13 protein-coding genes, 1 tRNA gene and 1 pseudogene are annotated in these 25,978 nt (G+C 45.2%); 13 read left to right on the top strand and 2 right to left on the bottom strand.

Annotated elements, in window-relative coordinates; all coding sequences use genetic code 11:
• The first annotated feature begins 35 nt into the window (after positions 1 to 35).
• The 12 genes and pseudogenes from MP213Fo_RS05410 to MP213Fo_RS05355 all read left to right on the top strand — a co-directional run bounded on the left by MP213Fo_RS05410 (position 36) and on the right by MP213Fo_RS05355 (position 22,994).
• Positions 36 to 374, top strand: a complete 339-nt coding sequence (locus MP213Fo_RS05410) for a TrbC/VirB2 family protein (protein WP_421090626.1) — start codon at positions 36 to 38, stop codon at positions 372 to 374.
• 1 nt (position 375) lies between these two features.
• Entirely contained in the window at positions 376 to 675 is a 300-nt protein-coding gene (locus MP213Fo_RS05405) for a type IV secretion system protein VirB3 (RefSeq protein WP_421090625.1), read from the top strand.
• Between the two features lie 4 nt (positions 676 to 679).
• Positions 680 to 3,097 carry a VirB4 family type IV secretion/conjugal transfer ATPase gene (locus MP213Fo_RS05400; protein WP_421090624.1) on the top strand — a complete coding sequence of 806 codons (2,418 nt, stop codon included), beginning with the start codon at positions 680 to 682 and terminating at the stop codon, positions 3,095 to 3,097.
• 52 nt (positions 3,098 to 3,149) lie between these two features.
• Positions 3,150 to 3,731, top strand: coding sequence for a hypothetical protein (locus MP213Fo_RS05395; protein ID WP_421090623.1), 582 nt, complete (start codon positions 3,150 to 3,152; stop codon positions 3,729 to 3,731).
• A 223-nt stretch (positions 3,732 to 3,954) separates the two neighbouring features.
• Entirely contained in the window at positions 3,955 to 4,914 is a 960-nt protein-coding gene (locus MP213Fo_RS05390) for a type IV secretion system protein (RefSeq protein WP_421090622.1), read from the top strand.
• Positions 4,915 to 5,113: 199 nt separating this feature from the next.
• Entirely contained in the window at positions 5,114 to 5,809 is a 696-nt protein-coding gene (locus MP213Fo_RS05385; RefSeq protein WP_421090621.1) for a virB8 family protein, read from the top strand.
• The gene (locus MP213Fo_RS05380) at positions 5,806 to 6,591 is read left to right on the top strand and encodes a TrbG/VirB9 family P-type conjugative transfer protein (protein ID WP_421090620.1); all 786 of its coding nucleotides are present in this window, start codon (positions 5,806 to 5,808) and stop codon (positions 6,589 to 6,591) included. The genes MP213Fo_RS05385 and MP213Fo_RS05380 overlap by 4 nt, the downstream gene beginning before the upstream one ends.
• Before the next feature lie 14 nt (positions 6,592 to 6,605).
• Positions 6,606 to 7,793, top strand: coding sequence for a type IV secretion system protein VirB10 (gene virB10, locus MP213Fo_RS05375; RefSeq protein ID WP_421090619.1), 1,188 nt, complete (start codon positions 6,606 to 6,608; stop codon positions 7,791 to 7,793).
• A pseudogene (gene virB11 / locus MP213Fo_RS05370) lies at positions 7,774 to 8,796 on the top strand (P-type DNA transfer ATPase VirB11). Before virB10 ends, virB11 begins: the two are co-directional and overlap by 20 nt.
• The gene (locus MP213Fo_RS05365) at positions 8,793 to 10,526 is read left to right on the top strand and encodes a type IV secretory system conjugative DNA transfer family protein (protein ID WP_421090618.1); all 1,734 of its coding nucleotides are present in this window, start codon (positions 8,793 to 8,795) and stop codon (positions 10,524 to 10,526) included. The pseudogene virB11 and the gene MP213Fo_RS05365 overlap by 4 nt, the downstream one beginning before the upstream one ends.
• A 580-nt stretch (positions 10,527 to 11,106) precedes the next feature.
• Complete coding sequence (locus MP213Fo_RS05360; protein WP_421090617.1) at positions 11,107 to 19,206, top strand: DUF7507 domain-containing protein; 8,100 nt, start codon at positions 11,107 to 11,109, stop codon at positions 19,204 to 19,206.
• Positions 19,203 to 22,994, top strand: a complete 3,792-nt coding sequence (locus MP213Fo_RS05355) for a TonB-dependent receptor (RefSeq protein ID WP_421090616.1) — start codon at positions 19,203 to 19,205, stop codon at positions 22,992 to 22,994. The genes MP213Fo_RS05360 and MP213Fo_RS05355 overlap by 4 nt, the downstream gene beginning before the upstream one ends.
• 237 nt (positions 22,995 to 23,231) lie before the next feature.
• On the opposite strand, the gene MP213Fo_RS05350 is transcribed toward MP213Fo_RS05355, so the two are convergent.
• Positions 23,232 to 23,307 (bottom strand) — tRNA-Thr (locus tag MP213Fo_RS05350).
• Positions 23,308 to 23,558: 251 nt separating this feature from the next.
• Entirely contained in the window at positions 23,559 to 24,524 is a 966-nt protein-coding gene (locus MP213Fo_RS05345) for an NAD(P)H-dependent flavin oxidoreductase (RefSeq protein WP_421090615.1), read from the bottom strand.
• Positions 24,525 to 24,923: 399 nt separating this feature from the next.
• Between MP213Fo_RS05345 and MP213Fo_RS05340 the strand changes: the two genes are divergently transcribed.
• A complete protein-coding gene (locus MP213Fo_RS05340) occupies positions 24,924 to 25,967 on the top strand; it encodes a hypothetical protein (RefSeq protein WP_421090614.1) in 1,044 nt (347 codons plus the stop codon).
• The last annotated feature ends 11 nt before the right edge of the window (positions 25,968 to 25,978 follow it).

The raw sequence follows: 25,978 nt of genomic DNA, 5'->3' as shown, positions 1-25,978 counted from the left end.
AATAATTTATTTGATTATTGCTATTGGTGGTATTTATGAAATTTGTAGTCGATGATGATTTTTTTGTACATATAATTTTACTTATAATATCAATAGCAATAATTCATTTTATGAGTGTGGGTATAGCTCATGCAGAAACAATAAATGAACAAGGTGCGTTTGGTCCTCTTACAAGTGTACTTAGTTTAATTGTTGATTTTATAACAGGTCCGTTCGGCCGTATGGTAGCAATTATTGCGGTTGTAGGGTTGGGATTTATGACATTCGCAGGGCGTCTGTCTTGGATGACTGCCGGATCTGTAATTATGGGGATTGGCTTAGTATTTGGAGCAACAATGATGGTTGATCAGATTGTTGCGCATATAGGTAAGTAACATGTCCTTATATCAAGATGAGAAGCCATGTTTAACACCGCTTGTTATCGGTTTAACCCGCTCTCCAACACTATGGGGTGTACCATATATGGCTTTAGTTCTTGTTATCGGTTTTACACTGATTTTTTGGCTTGCTGTAGCATCACTATGGACACTTATAATTGCGCCTTTTGGATATTTTATTCTGTTCGGCCTATGCGCGTGGGATAATAAAATACTTGATGTCATTCAAGTCGCTTTTTCAAAGACGCCATCAGTTCCAAATAAATCTGCATGGGGCTGTAATTCATACGGAGCTTGACACAATGTTAAGTGAAATAAAAGCGGATTTGGGCTTCGGTAGGCTTCTCGGTAAAGAACGCCCCATTTCAACGCATATACCATATTTACGGCATGTTTCGGATAAAATAATTGGCTTAGAAAATGGAGCATTGCTTGCCGTTATTAAGTTGGATGGCTTGTTTTTTCAAACAATAGATCAGGCAGAGCTTAATATGCGCAATGTTATGCAAAATACTATGTTGCGAGGATTGGGAACTAGTCAATATTCACTCTGGTCTACAATTATAAGGCGTGAAGTCAAAATAGATATCTCAGGAAAATTTAACGATCCTTTTTGTGAAATGTTGAATACACGCTATATGGAAAGATTAAGTACCAAGCGTATGTTCACGAACGAAATTTATCTCAGTATCGTTCGTGCTGGAAAGCGTGGTGTGCTTGGTATCGGTGAAAGTATCTGGGGATGGCTTCACAAAACCGGCGATTCTGAAGATGAGAAAGTTCAATTAAACAAGAACATTGATGAGTTTGCTGAAGTAATAGGTAATATTACCAAGGATTTGTTCAAATACGGCGCACGAACACTTGGTATCGTCAAGCGGGAAGGAGAGCTATATTCCGAGCAATGTGAGTTTCTTAATAGTATAGTTTCATGCGGTGCAGCTCGAAAAATGCGTTTATCACGCATGGCAATAAGAAACCATCTTGGCCAGTCAAGGTTGTACTTTGGAAGGCGAACATTGCAAAGCCATGGGGCGACAGAGGTTGATGATCGCTTTGGCGCGTTGATATCAATAAAGGAATATCCGCCTTTTACAGCACCGGGACTTTTAAACGGGTTGCTGCATGCCCCACATGAGTTCATTTTGACGCAATCTTTTACGATTGCTGACAAGCCTGTCGCTCTTGAGCGCATAAGTCGTTTACAGCGTCAAATACAGGCATCGGATGAAGGGGGTAGTCAGGTCGAGACAGATATTGATTTTGCTCTTAATTCAATCATGAATCAGGAGGCTGTCTTTGGCTATCATCATTTATCGCTTCTGTGTCTGTCGAGGACGCTAGAGGGCGTTAATCGCTCTGTGTCTGATCTCGGTGCGGCTCTGTCTGATGTGAACATCAACTGGCTTCGTGAAGATTTGAACCTCGAGGCGGCATTTTGGGCGCAACTACCTGGTAATCATGCTTATATAGCACGCAAAAGCATGCTTTCGAGCGAGAATTTTGCAGGCTTATCGTCAATGCATAATTTTGCCCGTGGTGAACGTGAAAATTTGCATTGGGGCTCGCCGATAACCGTACTGGAAACGACGTCCAAAACCCCGTATAATTTTAACTTTCATCGGCGTGATATAGGTCATTTTCTTGTGACCGGGCCAACAGGCTCAGGTAAAACTGTTGTCCTGACATTTTTGCTGGCACAGGCTTTTCGTATAGCAGAGCCACTTAAAGTCGTTTTCTTTGATAAGGATCGTGGCGCCGAAATATTCATTCGTGCCATCGGCGGTATTTATGAGGTGCTGACACCAGGTGTTTCGACTGGCTTTAATCCGTTACAAATGAATAATACTAGTGTGAATCGGGCTTTTTTACTGCGTTTATTTAAATCTATGCTTCGTGGTAAAAATCATAAAGAAATATCCTGTGAAGATGAAGGCATATTAGAGAGTGCCCTTTCAAGGCTTATGAAGGCGCCGGTAGAAAAGCGAACAATAGCAAATCTCGCTTCGTTGCTGTTGGGGCGTACGCGTGCTGATGCCAATGATCCGTTTTCACAGTTACGTCCATGGTTTGAAGGTGAAAAATCCTGGGTGTTTAATGCCGAACATGACACTTTAAACTTGGATAGTAAGCGTATTTTTGGGTTTGATATGACTAGCATTTTGGCCGATGCAGAATTGCGTACGCCAATATTGCTTTACCTCTTTCATCGATTTGAGGGGTTGATGAATGGAAATCCTATAATGTTTTTTATGGATGAAGGCTGGCATTATTTACAGGATGAAACTTTTAGTAATTTCATCGTGGATAAGATGAAAACTATAAGAAAACTGAATGGTGTATTCGGGTTTGGTACGCAATCTGTGGCTGACATTGTATCAGCTAAAGCATCACATACAATCATTGAACAAGCCGCAACACATTTACATTTTCCAAATGCTCGCGCCGCTGAGGAAATTTACGTCAAACGCTTTGGGCTTACATACAAGGAATTTCAATTCATAAAACGCACGGCGCCTGAAGCACGCACATTTTTGATCAAGCACGGTAGTGAATCTCTGATCGCTAAATTGGATTTGTCGGACATGCCGGATATTATAAAAGTTTTATCCGGCCGAAAAGAAACCATTGAGCTTTGTGAGGCTTTACGCAAAAAATACGGAGATCTCCCCGCCCAATGGCTTCAGCAGTTTTATTTAGAAAAGTATAGTACAGAATAAATGTATTTATGAATTAAAATTATACAGTTATTAATAAAAAGTGGTGTTTGTTATGAATTATATTAATAAATATATTTACAGGTCGACGTTTATTCTATTTTTAAGTCTGACTGGCTCAAGCTCCGGCTTTGCAGAAAGTAAAGTAACCCCAGTTAATCCGAATAGCCATAACGTTGTTTTGGGACAGGTTGATTTAGCAAAATTTTCAAGTGAAGGAGCTCCTTTGCAGGTTATGATCAATAAGGTGGCCAAGAATGACAGCGCCAATCGTACTGCAAATTTTATTAATGCGCTGCACTTGGTAAAAACCCCCTCTGGTGGTTATGGAGGGCAGCTTGCTAGTGATAAGTCATATCAAAACATGGTTGAATCTTTAATAGATGCCTATACCAATGCAAATGCAGAAAATATTTCACCTGAAAATATACACATGGATATCAAGGACTATAATAAAGATAAAATAAATTTAAACGATATTTATTATGCTATTAACAAAAATACAGAAGTTCAAATTAATATTTTGAATAGTGAGAACTTATTATTAGAAGATATTCGATCTATAATTAAGGCAATTTCAGCGCAAAATGCTGTATATCTTACAGATGTTTCAAAATCAGCAAATTTATTTAAATAAAATGAAGAATATTTCAAGGTTTATAATTTTAGGTTTAATTTTTGTTTCCGGTTGCAGCTCTACGAAAGAGCTTTCTGCGCCATGTCGTAGGCCTGCGCTCCTCGTTCCTTACGGTCCAAAAGCATACCTTGATTGTCGCAGTATGATGGAAGTAAATGCGCCGCTATTGGTTGCACCCAAACCAAGTATTGTCCAACCATGAAGTCGGGTGGAGTTTTCGTTTATGGATGATTTTATTGGAAATGTAATTGATCGTTTTCATCATGTTGGTCAGAATTTTGTAGAGCATACCTACCGTACTATTAGTATGGAAATCCTGCCTGTTTTATATTTTTTATTTGTAATTTATATTGCGTATTACGGTATACAAGTCGCCACTGGAGTAGCAAAGTTAAGTATTGGTGACATTATATTGCGAATTTTACGTATAATGTTGATACTTGTTTTTACTAGGAACTGGATTTACTTCAATCAGTATATTATGAGTTGGATTACAGAGATTCCAGAGCGATTAGGTACAGTTTTGTTATCTAGTAATACGCCAAGCGCCACATCTGTATCTATGGGGCTTTCTAATCTTTGGTTTTCAGCTGTAGAGGTCGCTTCAGCATTTGCACATCAAGGAGGGATAATGTTTCCATTTCCTTGGTTTATAAGTGTTATTATATTTATTGTTGTAGGCGTTTTTATTGGAATTGCTTTTGCATTGTTGATATCTGCTCAACTAATTCTTTGGGCTATATTAGCAACAGCTCCAATTTTCATACCTTGTATGATGTTTAAATTAACGCAGGAAATTAGTATGGGGTGGTTTAAGCAGCTCATTACTTATGCGTTAATGCCGCTCTATATATATATAATTGCAGCATTCTTTACTATTAACATGGGTCCGGATTTAAGAGCAGCTACTCTAGCAAGTACTTCACGAGCTTTGATTGTAAGTGACGCTATATCTTTCCTGTTGCAAGCTTTAGCGGGCATTTATGTACTTTTGAATATACACCAGATCGTGCAGGGTTTGGTTGGGACTACGATGGCGAATATGGTTAGCGAAGCCGGTCAATGGGCTAAATCGGTAGCTACTAATGCTCCAGGTACTGCCTATAACCTGGCTAAATCGGGCTTTAGTAAATTTAATAACACTCAGAAAGCACTTCGTACTAAGAGTGCATCCGAGCCCTAATTAATTGGGTAAGTTATTACAGTAGGGTTGGTAATTTTATCGGTAGCTTGAATCTATTTGGATTAAACTTAGGGTAGAGCTTCTTTTGTAATAGTCAAAGAAGTCTATCTTGAATCAGTATTTGATCTGATAAATATAAACAATAATACTTATAATAATAAAATTATTATACACCTAATAATAGAATGAATTGGTAGCTATGAATGATAATGAAGCAGAAATGCAAATTTATTTTCAGGACGGTCAGATTTGGGAGCAGCAAATCATTAAAAGCGCCATGCGGTCACGAGCTTTAGCGTGGTTGCTTGCCTGTCTTTTTGTAGTGATTACAATACTGCTTTTACTGGCTTTTATAGTGATGTTGCCGCTTAAGACGGTGGAGCCCTATATCGTCGAAGTAGATAAAAGCAACGGCTATCTTGAGGTGAAAGCCGGTTTAACAGGGGGCATGAATATCAGTGACCTTGAGGCTGTGACACAAGCTAATATTGTAAAATACATACGTGTTAGAGAAGGGTATGATCCAGTAGCCATTCAGGAGAATTACAAAATAGCAGCATTGTTTTCAACAGATAATGCTGCACGTGATCTTGAGGCGCTTTATAATGTATCAAACCCTGGAAATCCTGAAACTATACTTGGTCATGATAAAGTAATACTTGTTGATATCATATCCGTAACATTGCCAAATAAACATACTGCACTGGTACGCTTCACGACAACGGAAAAAGGGCCGGCAAACACAATAAGACAGAATTATATCTCTGTTGTACGTTTCCGATATAGCAACATTCCTGAAAGAAATGAGTGGCGTTTTGAAAATCCGTTGGGTTTTCAGGTCTATGACTATCGGCGTGATCAGGAAAATCTACCACAAGAGAGCGATGCGCAATGAAGCGATTTTTAATTGCATACGCAGTAAGCGCCTTGTTTACCTTACAAGGGAATGCAGCACAAACGCCACGCCCCGGACATCTGGATTCCCGTGTTACTTCGGTTCCTTATCAGGAGAACAACGTGGTGCAGGTTTCTGCAACCTATGGAATTTCGACCATGATTATTTTTGATGATGATGAAAAATTTCAAACAATTTCATTAGGCGATACGGCTAGCTGGCAGGTTGTGCCCTCTGAACAAGAGAATATTCTTTTTATAAAACCCGTTGCCAAAAATGTTGATACAAATATGGATATTGTAACAACAAAACATGTCTATTTTCTGGAACTAAAAGATACGCCATCCACGACGCCAAAAGTTTTCGGAATACGCTTTATCTACCCTAACAAACAAAATGATGACAAGCTTTGGAATGAAGCAAAGCGCCGCGCTGCATTGCCTAACCTGACTGGCGCAGATATGCCACATTCAAATATGAATTATGCTTTTTCCGGTGACCCTGTTTTAAAACCGGACTTGATATTTGATGACGGTAAGAAAACTTTTTTTAAGTTCACATCGAAAGTTCCTGCAATATTTGCAGTTAATCCTGATTATTCTGAAACTTTGCGTAATTTTAGGAAGGAAGGTGAATATCTCGTGCTGGATGGTGTTTCTCCGCAATATACCTTGCGTGACGGGGGGCAGTGGGTTGCCATTTTCAATCTGAAACTACCGGATTTTACCCCCATGGGGCGCTCTCTATTGGGCGAACATTCCGGTATTCTATCCTCAAAATGATAGGATAAACCAGCGTGGAAAGAACACCCGAATTAAAGACGAGCTTATCTTCAGATCATCCAAGCGTGATCGAAAAAAAGACTAAACGTAAAAAGTTTTATATAATTTTAGTGGCTATTTTTGTGATGGGGTTGATTTTTATTATCTTGTCCCACCTGTTCACGACACAAAAGCAGAGGCCTGTTGTTGAAGAAGAATTTCATACCTCGGGCTTTCATCCACCTGCACTGACGACCGAGAAAAAAATTCCTGAAGGCATAAAGCGTGATGAGTCTTTGATTGTTTTACCTACAACACCGCCACCGCCTCCGTTAACAGCGCCTGTTACAGCATTGGCGCCACCGGTAACGCAGCCGGAAGCACCGGTTACTGAAACTTTTCCAGATCGTTATAAGTCTAATCTGATTGTTTTTGATGCGCATAATCAAATGCAAGCTGATGTAAAGCAGCAAGGTAATATAGATAGATTCAGTGTTGGCGATGATGATGCCAATAATAAATTTATAAATTCCGTTTCCCAGAATACCAACCCTTCAGAAACAGCAATAAAGCTTAATCGCACGGATGCTTTGGTTGTGGAAGGCACGCTTATCCCGGGTCTGCTTGAGACGGCGATTAACAGTGATTTGCCGGGGCAAATCCGTGCCATTACCTCGCAAGATGTTTATTCTTTTGATGGCCGAAGGGTACTCATTCCGCAGGGAACAAGATTGATTGGTGAGTATCAATCTCAAATTCTTGAGGGTCAAAAACGTATTCTGGTGATGTGGACACGTCTGATACGTGACGATGGTGTTTCAGTTCGTTTGAAATCGATTGGAACCGACAGCTTGGGACGCTCCGGTTTGACAGGTGATGTTGATAATAAATGGCTGCAACGTTTTGGATCCGCAGCTTTGATTTCGATGGTCGGCGTTGGGATGGATTATATGGCATCGCGCGGTGCGAGTGATAATCCTTGGTATATGCAAAGCAATGCCGATATGGCCAGAGCACATTTACAGAAAGATATTGCAAAAACTACGAATGATTTAGCTAATCAGGCTCTGGGTAAAAACTTGTATATTCCGCCAACAATTACCGTTAATCAAGGAGAGAGAATTTTTGTCTATGTTCGACAAGATCTTGATTTTTCAAACCTTTATCCAGACCCGGTAAGACAAGCATTGCAGGAGATTAAGCGTGAGCGCAGCCATCACTGAAGCGGAGCCACATGACCGGCATTATTTTTTAAATTGTGCTTTTGCGCCAATAAAGCATCTCCTTAACGATCCGGATATAGTGGAAATCAGCATTAATAAGCCGGGGCATGTCTATGTTGAAAGAATTGGTAGTGCGGCGATGGAGTTTCATCAAATAGATGAACTCACCAGTGGTGAAATTCAAAATATGGGTGAGCGGGTTGCTGCAGCAACGGATCAGTTTATTTCCAGTCGGCATCCACTTGTAAGTGCAGCTTTGCCAACGGGTGAGCGTATTCAGGTCGTTTTACCACCGGCAACGCCCGATGGCGGTGCTATATCGATACGTAAGCAGGTTTTGGTCAACTATACGCTCAAAGAATAGTGTGACCAAAGTATTGTGGGTGATGTTTCTCGTCAGGCTGAGGGTATGAATGAAACAGACACCACACTGATTAATTGCCTGCAAAGCAATTCTATTTACGAGTTTATCAAGACAGCTGTTACCAATCGTGTTTCATTATTGATCAGCGGTGGAACGTCATCCGGAAAGACTACTTTCCTCAATGCATGTTTACAGAATATTGATCCGTCTGAGCGGATCATTACGCTTGAAGACACGCGTGAGCTATTTCCCATACAGCCCAATATTGTGCACTTAATTACCTCAAAAGGCGACCAGGGGACCGCTGATGTCACAATATTAAGCCTGTTGGAAGCGGCGTTGCGAATGCGTCCGGATCGAATTTTTGTCGGAGAAATTCGTGGCGCAGAGGCTTTCGCTTTCTTGCGAGCAATCAATACCGGACATCCCGGATCAATATCGACGATCCATGCTGATACACCTATGGGAGCCTATGAACAATTAGCATTGATGATGATGCAGGCAAATATGACTGCGGGGCTGACCAAGGAAGAACTCATGCATTACATCCGCACGGTGATACCGATTGTCATACAGTTGCGGCGACAAGGCGGTAAGCGAAGCATATCTGAGATCTATTTTGCAAAGGTGCAAAAATGAAGTTTCTCATTCGTGCGGGGCATGGGCTGTTATGGGGCTTGATAGCCTATATCTTGTGGACACTGGGCTACGGTATTTTACTGTTTAGCTTTTATGGCGAAGAGAAAATCTTACATACAATTGTTACAAGCAATCCCTTTATTCCACTTCTTCAGCTTTGGTATTATAGTCAAAATCTGATTTTATTACAGATATCTGCAGGAGCCTTGATCATTACTGGGCTAATTATCAGTGTTGCTGCATACATTATTTATAGGCCGAGAAAAAACCTGTTCGGTGATGCCAGCTTTCAAGATATGAAAACACTGCGCAAAGGAAAGTGGTTTCGGAAGGAAGGCCATGTTTTCGGGCGGATAAACGACAATATCTTGCGTTGTAAAGATGACCGGCACCACCTCATCATCGGCCCGACCCGTTCAGGTAAAGGGGCAGGCTATGTAATTCCCAATGCACTGATGCATAAAGGATCGATGGTCGTCACTGATCTTAAAGGAGAGATTTTTGCAGCAACTGCAGGCTTTCGTCGGAAAAACGGTAATCAGGTCTTTCTATTTTCCCCGGGGGCGGAAAATACCAATCGTTACAATCCGTTAGATTTTATACGGCAAGGACGCGGTAATCGAACCACAGATATACAAAACATTGCAACAATTCTTGTTCCTGAAAATGAAGGGTCAGAAAACGCGGTCTGGCAAGCGACGGCGCAACAGTTGATGGCTGGTGTTATCAGCTATATTTTGGAAAGCGCATTTTATAAAAACCGGCGTAATCTGGGTGAGGTCAATTCTTTCTTTAATGCCGGCGTGGATTTGCAAGCTATGATGAAATTTATCATCAGCAGAGAGCCGGAACTTTCCAAATTTACTGTGGAGAGCTTTAACTCCTATACTGCCTTGGCAGACCGTTCGGCAGCTTCAGCACTTCTGGATATTCAAAAGGCTCTGCGTCCTTTTAAAAACGAGCGGATTGTCTCGGCCACTAACACGACTGATATTGATTTGCGGGCGATGAAGAGACGGCCTATTTCTGTTTATCTGGCACCGAATATTACTGACATTACCCTGCTGAGACCGCTTTTAGTGCTGTTTTTACAGCAATTGATGGACATACTGACGCTGGAACATGACCCTCATTCGGTACCGGTTTATTTTCTGCTGGATGAGTTTCGCCAGTTGCAAAAAATGAACGAAATTATGACTAAGCTTCCTTATGTGGCGGGGTACAATATCAAGCTGGCTTTCATCATTCAGGATCTGAAAAATCTTGATGAAATTTATGGTGAAACTGCACGTCATTCTCTCTTAGGTAATTGCGGCTATCAGCTAATCCTTGGGGCAAATGATCAGGAAACTGCAGAATACGCATCGCGATCACTGGGAAAACGTACAATTTATTATAAAACGGAAACAGTAACCTTGGAGTTATTTGGCTTTAACAAGCGCACAAAAGTTGAGCAAGTACGTGAAGTCGATCTTATGTTGCCGCAGGAAGTTCGTCAGCTGAACGAAAAGAAGATGATACTTTTTGTTGAGGGGCAGCGCCCTATATTTGCTGATAAAATCCGATTTTTCGAAATGGAGCCTTTCAAATCGGCAGAAATGTTTTCCAGAACTAATAAACCTATTATACCTGCTGTCGATTATCCGGCGCCACAACCTGTACCCGTTTTAACCGAGCAATATAGTGTCACCACAGCGCCACCGGATAGCCCTCCTACAGAGAGTGGCTGATAGTTCTCTGTGATTGCGAACTTTCAATTAGCCCGCCAAGATGCTTCTTTTGTTATGCGTGGTGTGCATGCCCAGCTATTCATATTGATCATGAATGGCTTTTACTTTTGCAATATCTGGTTTTACATATGTCGCTTTTGGACGCCTTTTAGCGCGCGTGCGGGCCGGCTAACTCGATTTTTTGCTAAAATTTATTTTAAAAAGAACATGGTTTTTTGCTGTCTTGGATGCTGAAAATGTATCTGCGCCGGATAATAGTAGCAAAAAACCAATCTTCTCAAATGCTTGCAGTTATTTATATGTTATTAAAATGGTAATTAATTAAATTAATAATTTCTTATTTTAGATAAATGGACTATTGAGGGCAAATACAGAGTCGCTGTCTTATTTGTCGTAATTAAATTTGCGCAAAAACTTATAATATTCGGTTTAACCGCCGGTTTCATGCAGGAGGCGAAATGCTCGTGGGCGTTTCCAAAGAATGGCAGGCGCTAATGCCTGTAGATATAAAAGTGCAAGTTTTTTCACATAATTTATTGAAGACAGCAGACACCAGTCAATGATCATGAAAATTTTAAGAATGAAGCAGTGGCTTGCGAAAGCCGCTGGCGTAGCTGTATGTGTTTCGGCTTGTTTTGTTCCTGCTGCTTATGCGCAAACCACAGGCGGCTGGACACTCAATATCAACAATACCGGTTATAATCCGCTGCCTGCAGGCGGGTTGCTGCCATATGCGGTTCGTATTGATAATAATGACAATAAAGCTAAGCCCGCATCGAAAATAACATTTACGGTGCCAGCAAATACTGTCTATCTCGGTGTGGATGGTCTGCAGGGATGTTCGCCAGATCCTGATAGTGCTGAGCCGGTATTGGATGCGCCATTAATTGTAACTTGTGATGTGGCGGCGATTAATCCCGGCGGACATATTGATGCAAAAGTAAATATGCGTCCGATGGTAACCGGTACCGTTAGTCTGTCCGGTAAGATTACCAATCCTGATAATGAGGCCGGCAACCCGGGGCCTTTTTTTGAGCGTAAGACTACGATTGAAAAAGGTGCTGACCTTGCTCTGAGCCTTCAGGTCGAAAAATCTGAGCTGCAAGCAGGATCGGAAGCCAAGTTTACTGCAAAACTTGTAAATAACGGACCATCAGAAGCCGGAAGCGCTAAGCTGTCGATGCCGTTGCCGATTGGTTTGTCGGCAGATGGCCTCCAGCTGCCGCAATATTGTTCTTATCTTGCGCCGGATATTCTGTGTGACATACCGGGGCCGATCGCTGTTGGAGCGGAAATAAATCTGCCATTTTCAGCGCAGGTAATCACAAAAAATGCTTCGACAATCACGATTTCAGCTAAACTTACATCTGATTTGCCGCGCGATCCGGTTAATATCAATAATGATGCTGACATCAGTATATCTGTTATTGAGGGAACTGATGTAAGTCTTGGTAAAACCCGTGATCCTCAGGGACTTTTACTCGTTGGCGGGAAAGTCAGCTTTACGCTGCAGCCGCGCTATGCCGGAACTGAGCCAACTCAAGCTAACATTGAAGACATTCTGCCTGCTAACTATAAATTTGTCAGCGTCAGTGCAGGTCCCGGCTGGAGCTGTCCGGTTTCCGGTCAGACTATCGCTTGTGTATATCAAAAATCTGCCGGAAGTGATTATACCGCGCCAATTATTATTGAGGCGATTGCTGAGCTGCCCACTGAGCAGGCAGACGGCGTAACCAATATCGCTACCGTTTCATCGCCGGATGAAAATATAGATGCACAGGATAATAATAGCGCAGAAGACGGTAAGGCAAATATTGCCAATCCGGTTATCGATTTGGTTGCTCATAAATCAGGGCCGCCGCGTGATCTGGTAACAGTTGGCAATTCTTATAATTTTGAGCTCTTTACTGAAAATGAAGGGAATGCCGGCTTTTTTGGTGAGCTTACAATTACCGACAGGCTGCCTGAAGGTTTGACGCTAACCGGCGTTGTTGAGCCGAACGGCTGGAGCTGCTCACCGCAAAAGGTGGTGGGGCCTGCGGATATTGTCTGTACCACAAATCAATATACCAAAGAGAACCCGCTCGGTTCCTTTGAGAAGACCGCACCTATTGTGTTGACCACGAAAGTAACCGGTACCGGCAAAATTTCCAATGGTATGCTGGTTTCATTCGATGATTATAAGAATATTGATGCGAAACCCGGCAATAATGAAACCTCAGCCGGTGTAACCAGTGCTGATGATGATCATTGGGCTGATATTAGTGTCAATAAATCGGTTGTAGCCCCTTCGCCTGCTACTCTGAACGCCGGCGAAGAAGTTACTTTCCGTATGGAAATTGTAAATCACGGTCCGGGCGATGCCGAAAATGTAGTTCTGGATGATCGCCTCAATGACATTGTTTCCAGCGAAACCGGTGGGAAGCCTGTCCAAATTGTACCGCAGTTTACTACGGGACTTGGCAGAGGTATGCGCTGTGATGCCGAAAAAGGCAGCGATTATTACCGTAATTTGCAATGTATTATTGATACATTGCCGAAATGCGAAGCGGGCAAAGATTGTCCGGTTGTAAATGTAACGGTTCGTGCCGGTAGTCAGGGTGCAAAAACCAATACTGCTGTAGCATTTTCTACTATCACGCCCGATAATAATCCTCTCAATAATACAGCGAGCGCAGGCTATACTGTTATTGGTAAAACTGATGTTGAAGTCAAAAAGGTCAGCCCTGCCTCATCCGCAGGCGTCGCGGCGGGTCAAGAGCTTGTTTATGTTCTGACTGCGCGCGTTCTGGGTACCGGTTTGAGTGATGCTGATAATGTGGTTATCACGGATATACTCCCCAATGATCTGCGCTTTGTCAGTGCTGTTGCCAATGGCGGCGGCGTCTGCACGACCTCGCTGACACCGGGCATGATCACCCGTGCTGGTGCAAATACGATCAGTTGTGATTTTGGTACACTCAAGAATGGTGCGCAGGAGACTGCAACTATTATTGTTATTCCGACAACTAAGTTGGCTAAGCAGGAAATTACCAACTCTGCAACCATAACGACCTCGACTGCTGAGCCGAACAAAAGTAACAATCAGACACAACTGCCGGTTAATATTCTGCCGCCGGAACTGGATCTGATTGTCACGAAAACAGACAGCACTGATCCGTTAGAGATTGAGGCGAGCACAGTCTATACAGTGACAGTTCGCAATAGCGGTCCTTCGGATTCGTTCAATATCAAAGTCATTGATAAACTGCCGCTAACAGGCTTGGCTAATCCGCAATTATTGACCACGCCTGCCAATGGAAGTTGTGTTATTTCCAATGGGAGTCCTACTGTTGCAGGCGGCACAATTAACTGTGATATACCGTATTTGGCCGCCAATACATCGGTTAATTTCACTGTTGATATGAAAGGTGTTGCGCGCGGACGCCATACCAATAATGTTGAAATTTCATCGGATGAAATCCTTGGGAACTATGAAGGCCCTGCCGATAATAACACGGATTATGAAGACACAACTGTTCGCGTAAAGTCTGATCTTGTCGTTACCAAAACGCCAAGTGTAACCACGGTTGATCTGCGTGAAGAGTTTTCGTGGACAATTACCGTTCACAATAAAACAGGCGCCGGTCTGGATGTCGCCGAATTTGTAACATTGGTTGACGAATTGCCAGACGGCATGGAGCTGACAGCGCCGCCTGTGGCTTCGGTTGGCCGCTGCACAGGCAAAGAAGGCGACCGTAAAATTAGTTGCGAGCTTGGTGATCTTGCCACAGGCGAGACGGTAACCATTACTCTGAAAACCAAGATTACGAAAATGTCTGCGCAGGCTGTTAAAAATACAGCAACGGCTGATACTTTGTCGTTTGATCAGGACATAACAGATAACACTGCGTCTGGCGTTGTGAGCACCGTTAAAGGTAGCAGCATCAGCGGTACAATCTATCGCGATTTTGATAAGAATGACCTGCAGGCAAGCACAGATACCGGTATTGCCGGAGTTCCGGTTACTGTTACCGGTACTTCGAAATATGACGGCGCTACCATCACCCGTACATTAAATACCGATGCCAAGGGTGATTATTCCTTCACGGATCTGCCACCCGGAACTTATACCGTTTCTTATGGCAAAATCAGCGAGGAACATCTCGTAGATGGTAAGGCGCTTCCTGCTGCCAATGGTGTCGGAGAAGCAACGATACCAACTGCAAGCGGCGTTAACACCATCAATGGTATTGTCATTACCAATGATTTTGCTGCTGTTAAGCACGATTTTACCCGTGTTCCGGTTGCGCGTATCGGCATTGGCAAAGTAGCAGGCTCTGTTAATGCGGAACCAGATGGCAATATCGTTGTAAAATATAATTTACACATCAAAAACCTCAGCCTTGAACCGGTGGCTGGTATTACTGTCACTGACAAGCTGAGTGACGGGTTCAGAAACTTCGGTACACATAATAGTCCACAAGCTTTGCAAGAGGGTCAATATTATATCAAATCCGTATCAGCTGATTTTGGTGTCCTGCAAAGTAATTTTAATGGTGACAATCAAACAACTCTGCTTTCTGGCGGTACACTAGCAGCCGGTGCAACCGGTACTGTGAGTTATGAGGTTGTGATCAAGCCCGTGGTTCCGCGCGCGGTGCCTGCCCTTATCTATACAAATCAGGCAAATGTTACCGGCACTGGTGAGCTTTCCAAACAGCCAGTTGATGATATTTCCAACAATACCACCAATCCGGATCCGGATGGGAATGGTATTGCCAATGAACCTATCAACAATAATCCTACATTGGTTTCACCGAAACCAAATCCGCAAATTAAGTTGGAAAAAACCGCAACACCTGTTCGCACAAGCGGTGCGGCTGCGGTTGACGACCGGATTAATTACAGCTTCAAAATCACCAATACCGGCAATACACCTTTGATCAATGTGAAGCTGACTGACGTTATGGTTGGTTTGCAAGGCTTGCCGGATATTAGTATTGCGCGCCTTAATCCGGGTGAAAGCGATGATACAACTTACACGGCATATTATATTCTGACCCAGCAGGATCTCGATAATGGTTCAGTTGATAATACAGCCAAAGTTGTGGGTCAGTGGGGTGTTCAAAATGGCACGCCTGTCAATGTTGAAGCCACGGCTGACGCTAAAGTTCCGGCTCTGAGTGATCCGAAGCTGACGATCCTCAAGTCGCGTGCTTCTGATACTATTCAAAATCCGACCAGAGTTGGTGATACGATCACTTACAAATTTACGGTCACCAATACCGGTAACACCATTATCAATGATGTGACGGTAAGCGATGTTCTGAAGGATATTAAACAGACACCTGACGGTTCATTCGCAATTGGCACATTGAACCCAGGTCAGGCGAAAACTGTTGAAGCCGTTTATACTGTAACTTTACAGGATATTAATGCTGGCACAGTGGACAATATCGCCAGTGCTGACGGTTTTTCTGGTGCAGATAAAACCCCTGTGACTACCGATCCGTCTGATGTGCAGGTACCTTTGTTTGCTGCGCCTAAGCTTGAGCTTGTGAAAGAGCTGACAAGTGTCGTGCCGGATGCCCCGCGTGTCGGCGATATGCTGACATGGACAGTTACCGCTACCAATACCGGTAACGTTACGCTGAAAAATCTGGTGCTCAGCGATGCATTCCCGAATGCAGTGATCACGCCGGCAAATGTAGCGAGCCTTGAGCCGCTGGCATCTGTTGACTTTACGGTGACTGCACCACTGAAGCAAAGCGATATCAATGCCGGTGAAGTTGTTAATACAGCGACTATCGACTTTACAGATCCGGCAGATAAGCCGCAGCCACCGGTTGATGATACAGAAAATAAACCACTGCCACAAAAGCCTGGTATTGAACTGATCAAAACCGGTGATGTGAGTGCACTGACCGCGCCACCGGTTATTGGCCAGCAGATTACCTATACGATCACGATCAAAAATACCGGTAACGTACCGCTTGATACTATTACGCTGCACGATCATTTGCCGACTTTTAAACTCAATGACGGAGAAGCTGCCAGACTGGCTGCTGCAACGCTTGAGCCTGAAGATGAAATCGAAGTGAAGGGCACTTATGCCATCACTGCAGATGATATTGACAAGGGTGAAGTTCACAATATTGCCGACACAACCGGTATATCGGTGCCAACGCCTTCGGAAAAGGTAACTGATGAAGGCGAAACGACGACCAGTCTTGATCGCAATGCCGGTATTGAGCTGATCAAAACCATTACCAATAAAGGTTTGAGCACGCCGCCTAAGGTTGGTGATGTGATTACCTATGGTTTCGAGATTAAAAACACCGGTAACGTGACAATCAATGAGATTGTACTGACTGAACTTGCAGGCGTTGATATTCAAAATGCTGGCAAGTGGTCGGGGCCCCTGGCTGCGGGTGAAAGCAATACTGATGCTTTCACCGCTACCTATGCGCTGAAACAGTCGGATATTGATAAAGGCATTTTTGTTAATGACGCTAAGGTTACCGGAACCAGTGCAGGAAGCACGGTCAAAGATGATGTGACAGACAGTGATACAGTGGACGTGGTACTTGATAAAACCGCGGCACTGAGCATTGTTAAATCTGAAAGCAGTGCTTTCAGCACACCGCCCACACCTGGCGATATCATCACTTATAGTTTTGTGGTGACCAATACCGGTAACGTAACATTGACCGATGTGGTCGTAACCGATCCGCTGACCGATCTGGTCATGAATGTGGATACGATCGCAACGCTGCTGCCAGGCGTAGACAATGCTGTTACGCTGACTGCTACTTATGCCCTGAAGCAGACGGATATTGAAGCAGGACAGGTTGTAAACAAAGCCTCGGTTACCGGTGTGTTTACCGATCCGGTTACCAATAAAGAAGAGACTGTGCCGCCTGTCGAGTCCAATGAAATCATTGTGCCGGTAACACAGCTGCCAAAACTCTCACTGGTTAAAACCGCTGTTTCCGGTCTGAGTGAGCCGGCAAATGAAGGTGAAGAAATCACCTATACATTTACGGTCATCAATACCGGTAATATGCACCTGACCGGAGTAACTGTTGAAGATCCGCTGCCGGGCATTACCCCGTCATCATTTGCTGCCGGTGATATGGCGCCGGGTGAAGCGAAGACCTTCACAGCAATCTATGCAATCACACTCAGCGATATTGATAATGAGCAGGTGGTCAATCAGGCAACTGCATCCGGCTCTTATGATGATGGCTCAGGACCAAAACCTGTGACAGATCTTTCAGGGCCGGATATTGAGAGTGATGAACCGGTGGTCGTTCCGGTAATCCCGCCACTGCCTGAGCTTAAAATCATCAAAACCGGTAAATGGATTGATGAGAACGGCAACGGTTATCCTGAAGTTGGTGAACGGGTTGATTATACATTCGCGATTACCAATACCGGTAATGCCGTGCTGTTCAACGTAACACCGGATGATATCGGTCCGTCGTTTAACAATAAGCCTGCAACCGGAAAACTGTCTGCTTTCACACCGGCTCCGGTTGAGTTGAAACCCGGTGCGGCACAGACATTTACGGCGACCTATCTTCTGACACAGGAAGATATTGATGCGGCGGCTGGTATTCTCAGCGCTGTCACCAATAAGGCTTTAGCTCTGGGTAATGTACGCAATGGTACAGAATATCAGTCCCCTGAAAGCCTTTCCAAGGTAACGCTGCCTGCGGCAGAGCCGAATGATGTTGTCATTACCAAACAGGCATTACTGCGTCAGGTAAAACGCGGTGAAAAAGTACCGTATATTATCCGCGTGGAAAATGGCTCCAGCAGCAATGCCGGCCCTGTCAATGTGATTGATACAATGCCTGCCGGCTTCCGTTACGTGGAAGGCTCTGCCTCGGTAGACGGCACTGTTGCAACCCCTGTGGTCAATGGCCGCCAGATCCGGTTTGACGGGCTGGCACTCGGGCCAAAGGCCATTGTGGAAATCCGTGTTGATCTGTTGGTGCTCAGTACTGCCGGACCCGGAAAGCATACCAATGTGGCGTCTGTAACAGACACAAGCGGTACGCCGCTTGCCAAAGATGCAACAGCCGTTGTTGAGATTGTGGCCGAGCCTGTTTTCGATTGCGGCGATATCGTTGGTAAAGTTTTCGACGATAAAAACCGCAATGGCTATCAGGATGAGGGTGAACCTGGTCTGCCGGGTGTACGTATTGCCACCGCCAAAGGCTGGCTGGTAACCACCGATGCGCATGGTCGTTTCCATGTTGCCTGTGCGGCTCTGCCTGATCAGCGCATTGGTTCAAACTTCATCATGAAAGTGGACACACGCACCCTGCCAAGCGGCTACCGCCTGACAACTGAAAACCCGCGTGTTGTGCGTTTGACAGCCGGTAAGATGAGCAAGCTGAACTTTGGTGCCTCAGTCGGACGTGTTGTTCGTCTTGATGTAACCGGTGATGCATTTGAGCAGGACAGCACTGAGCTGAAACACCGCTGGACTGAAAATCTCGATGCTCTGACCAAGCTGCTGCGCACTGAAATTTCGGTTCTGCGTCTGAGCTATATCGATACCGCAACCTCTCCGGAACTGGCCAAACAACGCGTGAAGCAGCTGCGTGAGCTGATTACTGAGCGTTGGAAGCAGGACGGTGCGCGTTATCAACTTGAAATAGAAACCCGCCTGGAGGTGGGGAAATGAAACTTATGACGGACATGATCCCAACAACTCAAAAACTGAACATCCGTCGGATTACACTTCTTGCCAGCAGCGCTATGGTCAGTCTGACCATAGCGGCACTGCCAGCCGGTGCCGTCAATTCTGCAGACAAAAGCGGCACAGCTGCCACGTGTCAGGAGCAGGATTGCGCGCCTGCATTGCGTGGCAAAAAGCTGGATGACCAGACCGTGCGCAGTCTGGTGATTGGTGAAAACACTGAAGAGACGTCACTGGCTGACAGCCACACGATCCCGTTTGCCATTAGTGTAGACGGTGATGTGGTTGAAGAAGGCACAGCGTCGCTAAAACCGAAAAATGATAAGCCCGCCAAGCAGGCAGATCGTCAGCGCAAGACTGACATTGATCTGCATAGTGTGGATATCCAGATCAAATATGATGGTCTGGAAGCAACGCCTATGCTGAATGTGGCAACCATGCCGCTGCGTCGCAGTTACCGCGCCGGAGAGCAGGTTGAGTTTCTGGCGACAACCAACTATCCGGGCTTTATTGAGCGCTCTGAAATTCGCATTTTCCATGACAATGACAGCAAGAAAACTGAGAAACCTCTGGCTGTAATTACTGTGGGCACCAATGCAAAAGCTGGCTGGGTAATGCCGGCGACGCAGGATATGCGCGATTTCACTTATGTTTTGCGTGTCTATGATGCGCAGGGTCGCTACGATGAAACTTCTCCGCTGACCTTGGCTCGTACCGAAAAGGACATGCAGGCCGATACTGGCAGCGATGCGAAACTTGAAGCGGTTGCACCGGGTATGGGTGAAGACCGTACAGCATTGCGCAATATTCCTGTGCGCGGTGGCGCAGTAACAATCTATGGCCGCAATGTGCCGCAGCAGCATCAGGTTAAAGCCTTCGGCGAGACCATTCCGGTTGATCGGGAGCAGGCTTTTGTCGTGCAGCGTATTATGGCACCCGGTAATCATGATATTGATGTTGCAGTCTATGGCGAGCGCAAAGACAGCGGGCTGCATTTTAACCGTGATATTAATATTCCGGACAATGAGTGGTTTTATGTCGGTCTTGCTGATCTCACAGTTGGCAAACGCATGGGTAATAAAGACATTGAGAGTGTTCGTCCGGGCGAATATGACAGTGTTTATACCAAGGGCCGGCTGGCATTTTATCTCAAAGGTAAAATTCAGGGTAAATACCTGCTGACAGCTGCAGCGGATACGGCTGAAGATGATCTTGATCAGCTGTTCCGTAATTTTGGCAGCAAAGATCCGCGCCGCCTGCTGCGCAGGCTTGATCCGGATGATTATTATCCGGTCTATGGTGACGATTCCACCATGGTGGAAGATGCACCGACCAATGGTAAATTCTATGTGCGTTTAGAGCGCGGTGATGACCATGTGATGTGGGGTAACTTCAAGACCAACATTACCGGCACTGAATTTATGCGTGCCGAGCGCGCCCTTTATGGTGCACAGGCGGTCTATCGCTCCGAAGAAAGTACGGCTTTCGGTGAGCGCAAAACTGAAGTCACGGTTTATGGTGCACAGCCTGATACCTTGCCGCAGCGCGATGAGTTTCTGGCAACCGGCGGTTCGGCCTATTTTATGAAACGTCAGGATATTGTTGAAGGGTCTGAAACCCTGACAATTGAAGTGCGCGATCCGATTACCGGTCGTGTGATTGAACGCCGTACGTTGAGTGCCGGCGAAGATTACCGTTTCGATTATATGCAGGGCGTGGTTATTCTGACACGGCCATTGTCATCTTCAACCGCTACCAATGATCCAGTGCGTAACGGAGCGTTGGGCGGTAACAAGATTTATCTGACAGCCCAATACGAGTTTGAGCCTTCAGCCAGTGATGTGGACGGTTTCAGCTATGGTGGTCGTGCGCAGCAATGGCTGAATGACAAAATCCGCATCGGTGCGACGGGTATGACGGAAACCACCGGCGATGCAGACCAGCAGGCTGGCGGCGCTGACATTCAGTTGCGTCATTCCGAAACGACTATTGTGGAAGGCGAAATTGCTTATTCCAAAGGTGAGGGTTTTGGCCTGACACGCTCAAGCGATGGCGGTTTGACTGTCAGCGACAGCAATTCCACAGGCCGCCGTGATCAGGGCGCAACAGCATGGCGCATGCGCGGGCAGGTTGATCTGGAAGACCTGACCGATAAGGGCGCCAAGGGTATTCTTGGTGGTTATTACGAAAATAAACAGGCCGGGTTCTCAACGCTTTATGATCAGGTTCTGGTTGATAAACAGCTCTGGGGCGCGCATGCCGATCTGGAATTACAGGAACGCACCAAGCTTAAACTGACCTATGATGATTTTAAAGATGATGAAGGACAGATCAAACGTGAAGGCAAATCCAGCATCAGCTATCAGCTTGATGAATATTGGAAACTGTCTTTCGGTGTAGCCTATACCGAGTTGATGTCCCCGCGTGCTGTTCAGTCGGGTAAAAGCGGCTATGATGGCTCACGTCTCGATGCAGGTGCACGTGTAGATTACCGGATGGATGACGACCGCCTGTTCTATGCATTCGGGCAGGGCACTTTGGATCGCTCCGGCGATATCAGCCGCAATGATCGCCTTGGTATTGGCACCGAGCTTAAACTGACGGATAAAGTTGGCCTGAATGGTGAAGTATCTTACGGCACTCATGGCGTGGGCGGGTTGGCGGCACTGACCTATGATCCGAATGCAGATGATCATTATTATATCGGTTATCGTCTTGATCCGGACCGGGCATTTGATCTCAACCGTACCTATGATCTGAGCGGTCGTGACAAGGGCGCCATTGTTGGCGGCGTTAAGCGTCGTATTGATGATGTGGCGTCTGCTTATGTTGAAAACAGCTATGACATGTTTGGCCTCAAGCGCTCGCTCACTCAGACCTATGGTGTGGTCTACACACCGGATCCGCTATGGACGGTCAATGCGGGCTTTGAATCCGGCCGCGTGCACGACAATACGGTTGAGGAAACGACCGGTTTGGAACGCTCGGATTTCGACCGTTATGCGCCATCTCTGGCCGTTGGTTATAAGGATGAAGAAGCCGGTATTGATGCACGTATGCGTGGTGAAGTACGGGTGGAAAACTATGAAGACGGTACGCGTGATCAGAATACCTATCTGTTTGCCGGTGGCTTTGCATGGAAGACCAGTCAGGATTGGCGTTTTCTGGCGAATATTGATGCCGTTCTGTCTGACAGCAATTCCACACTGACATCCGTGCAAAACACGGACTATGTTGAGACATCCATTGGCTATGCCTATCGTCCTGTTGAAAATGATCGTTTGAACGCGCTGTTCAAATATTCATGGCTCTACGATATGCCTGGCAACAACCAGCTGGTGAGCGGCTCCACGCGCGATGTTTATGCACCTGCACAACGCAGCCATATTCTCTCTGCCGATTTCACCTATGATCTGGTGCCATGGCTGTCTGTCGGAGCTAAATACGGCTTCCGTATCGGTGAAGTGAAATATCGCATTGCTGATAATGCGGGTACGTTCCAGCCTTATTGGCAGCGTTCATCGGCGCATCTTGGTATTTTGCGCGCTGATGTGCATATTATCAAAGAGTGGGATGTGCTGGTTGAGGGCAGGGTCATGCATATGCCTGAAGCCAAAACCACAGATTTTGGTGCTCTTGCCGCCGTTTACCGGCATGTAGGCAATAATTTCAAGGTTGGGGTCGGTTATAATTTCGGCCGGTTCTCAGATGACTTGCGCGACCTGACAATGGATGACCGCGGTGTATTCTTAAATATGGTTGGCAAGTTCTGATTATATTGACAGCTAGAGCATTTCACTATCAAGTTGAATCAACTTGATAGGTATGACAATGCGAAAAAGCTAGAACCTAGAGCGCGCGCTGCGATCCAAGTTGATCGTTACCCGCTTTAGGTTTTAAAACTATGCCCCGGTTGGTAACAATCGGGGCATAATGTTTTGAGGGTGAGGTGAAGCCTTACCCTCCGCCATCGCGGCGAACACATGCCGATTATATTATATTGAAATCATTGGTGCCGCTTATAGGATTCGAACCTACGACCCCATCATTACGAATGATGTGCTCTACCAACTGAGCTAAAGCGGCAGGGAAATATTCCCGCACAGACAGTCATGAAAGTGCACTCTATCTGTCGGGCGCGTGATAACGAAATCTCAGTCAGAATGCAAGTCGCAAAAGCACAAAAGACAGCATTGCATGTTCGTGTTTGGACTTCTTAAGCGCGTAATGCATCATCAGGTTATGATACAAAAAAGCTTGTTTTCCGGACACATAAGCTAAAGCATTTTGTGTCCGGATATCATTATAAATTGGCGGGATGACATGGTTATATAGAATTAAATAATACTGCAAAGCGCTGTTTTTGCGCTTGAATATTGTTTAATCCAGCGTTCAATCAGCTGTTCTGCTGGCATAACCTCTTTAATCGCGCCAATGCCCTGACCACAGCCCCAGATGTCTTTCCAAGCTTTAGCGCCGGTTGTGGCTTTTTCAAAGTCCATTTTACTTGGGTCGGCTTCAGGCAAGTGATCAGGATCCATGCCGGTGGATTCAATGGAAGAGCGAAGATAATTACCGTGAATACCGGTGAAATAATTAGAATACACGATATCTTTGGCGGCTGATTGAACGATCATCTGTTTATAGGCATCAACAGCATTTGCCTCTGTTGTCGCTATAAAAGGAGAGCCGATATAAGCAAGGTCAGCGCCCATCGCTTGTGCTGCAAGAATAGCATTCCCACTGGAAATAGCACCAGCCAAAGCCAGCGGCCCGTCAAACCATTCACGAATTTCCGCTATGAGTGCAAAAGGTGATAATGTGCCAGCATGGCCGCCGGCTCCGTTAGCAACGGCTATCAACCCGTCTGCACCTTTGCGGATAGCAGAATTGGCATGACGATTATTAATGACATCATGGAGCACAATTCCACCATAGGAGTGAATGGCAGCATTCACTTCCGGTACAGCACCGAGTGATGAAATGACGACCGGCACTTTATATTTGATGCATAACTCCAGATCCTGCTGAAGTCGCATATTTGAGTGATGCACAATCTGGTTCACCGCGAATGGCGCTGCTGGTCGATCCGGATTATTGAGATTATAGTTCTCTAAGCCCTCAGTAATCTCTGCAAGCCATTCATCAAGTTGCGTAACTGTGCGTGCATTAAGAGCAGGAAAGGCACCGACAATACCGCTTTTACATTGCGCCATAACCAGTGCCGGATTGGCGATGATAAATAGCGGTGCACCGATAGCCGGTAAACGCATGTTGTTTTTAAGGATATCTGGAAGAGCCATTTTGCAGTCCCATTAATTGACGTTAACGTAAACTGTATATTGGCGGTAGTCTAAGCTTAATGTCAAAGCCTAAATGTAAAAAACTTATATGGGGTATTATTGCCGGCTTCCGATCGTATCTGGCGAGTAACTTACTCGAATGATACTTCTTTATGCCTTATAATTGAGCTTATTTAATGAAATGAAGTGCGAATGATTATCTAAAAAGCCTGCTGTTATATAAATAGTCTTTGTAGAACAATGCGTTAAGATCGTATATAATCTTTTTTACAATTGAATAGCTGATGGGATTTTATAAATCTTGAAAATCAGTTAATTCGTGTAGGGACTAATCGATATGTCAGTCAATTGGCCACTAAGCGACTTTTACAGCAGGCAGATAAAACGGAAGGACAGTTTTTGCAGAGCATCGAGACAGCAATACGCAATGCTTTGACGAAGGCGGATTCTGCAGATCCGGCTATCCGTCAGCGTATTTATGAATCTGTATGGAGTGCGCATGAGCGCGCAATGGCTGCAAACGCCAATCTTTCAGATCAGCAACGCATCGATCGCCGCGACAGACTGAAAATTGCAATTTCTCAGGTTGAGCAAGAAATGCAGGATAATCCCGGCGGGGTGTCGGAAGCTGCTTCTGAATACATCTCATCAGCTCCTGTATCCGATTATGATGGCGGGCTTGGCGCGCCTGAGCTGGATCGCGTTGACATGCGTCCGCAATCCGTAAACCGGTCTTCTAAACTTTTGCGTAAACGCCGCAGTAAAAATCGTGCAGAAGCTGATCTTGGTTATGAGCAAGGTTTGACAGCGCCTGCACAATCTAAGAAACGTAAAAAATCATGGCTCTTATCATTTGGAATTCCAGTGGCGTTTTTAGTGGCTACCGGTTTTATTGGTTGGTCAGTGTATAATAGTCTTGTCGGTATGCGGTCGGACAGTGGCGGTTCACTTGCGCAGTCCGGTAATATAGGGCCTGTGCGTGAGGGCGATGAAGCAGACCGTAAAGACTGGATCACCTTGTTTACGCCGGCACAACCGGATCGGATTTCTGTTCAGGGCAGAGCAACAGCCGAAATTGGTGGCTCCGGTAATAGCCGTTATGCCCGCATTAAATCTCCCGGCATTGCGGATACTGTGAGCTTTGATATTGGCGAGGGCGTGCTTGATCAGCTTGAAGGTAAGCTGGCTACATTTGAAGTGATTGTACGCAGCGATGATGGCAGCACAGTGCAAATGTCAGTGAATTGCGATCTTGGTGTACTGGGTGATTGCGGGCGTAAGCGCTATGATGTGACAGACCAGCCAACCAGCCTGCTCTTTGATATTAATACGCAGAATGTTAAAGCAGCCAATAGTACAGGCCGCATTATCTTTACCAGTGATATCAGCGGGAATGGTAAAAGCGTCGATATTTACGCAATCCGCGTGAAGACTGCACAATAGACTGATAGCTG

It is taken from the genome of Pseudochrobactrum mosebachae (assembly GCF_048914685.1).
In the GTDB taxonomy this organism is placed as follows: domain Bacteria; phylum Pseudomonadota; class Alphaproteobacteria; order Rhizobiales; family Rhizobiaceae; genus Pseudochrobactrum.
The sequence above is the reverse complement of the archived record's forward strand: the minus strand, read 5'-3'. Positions and strand labels throughout refer to the sequence as shown.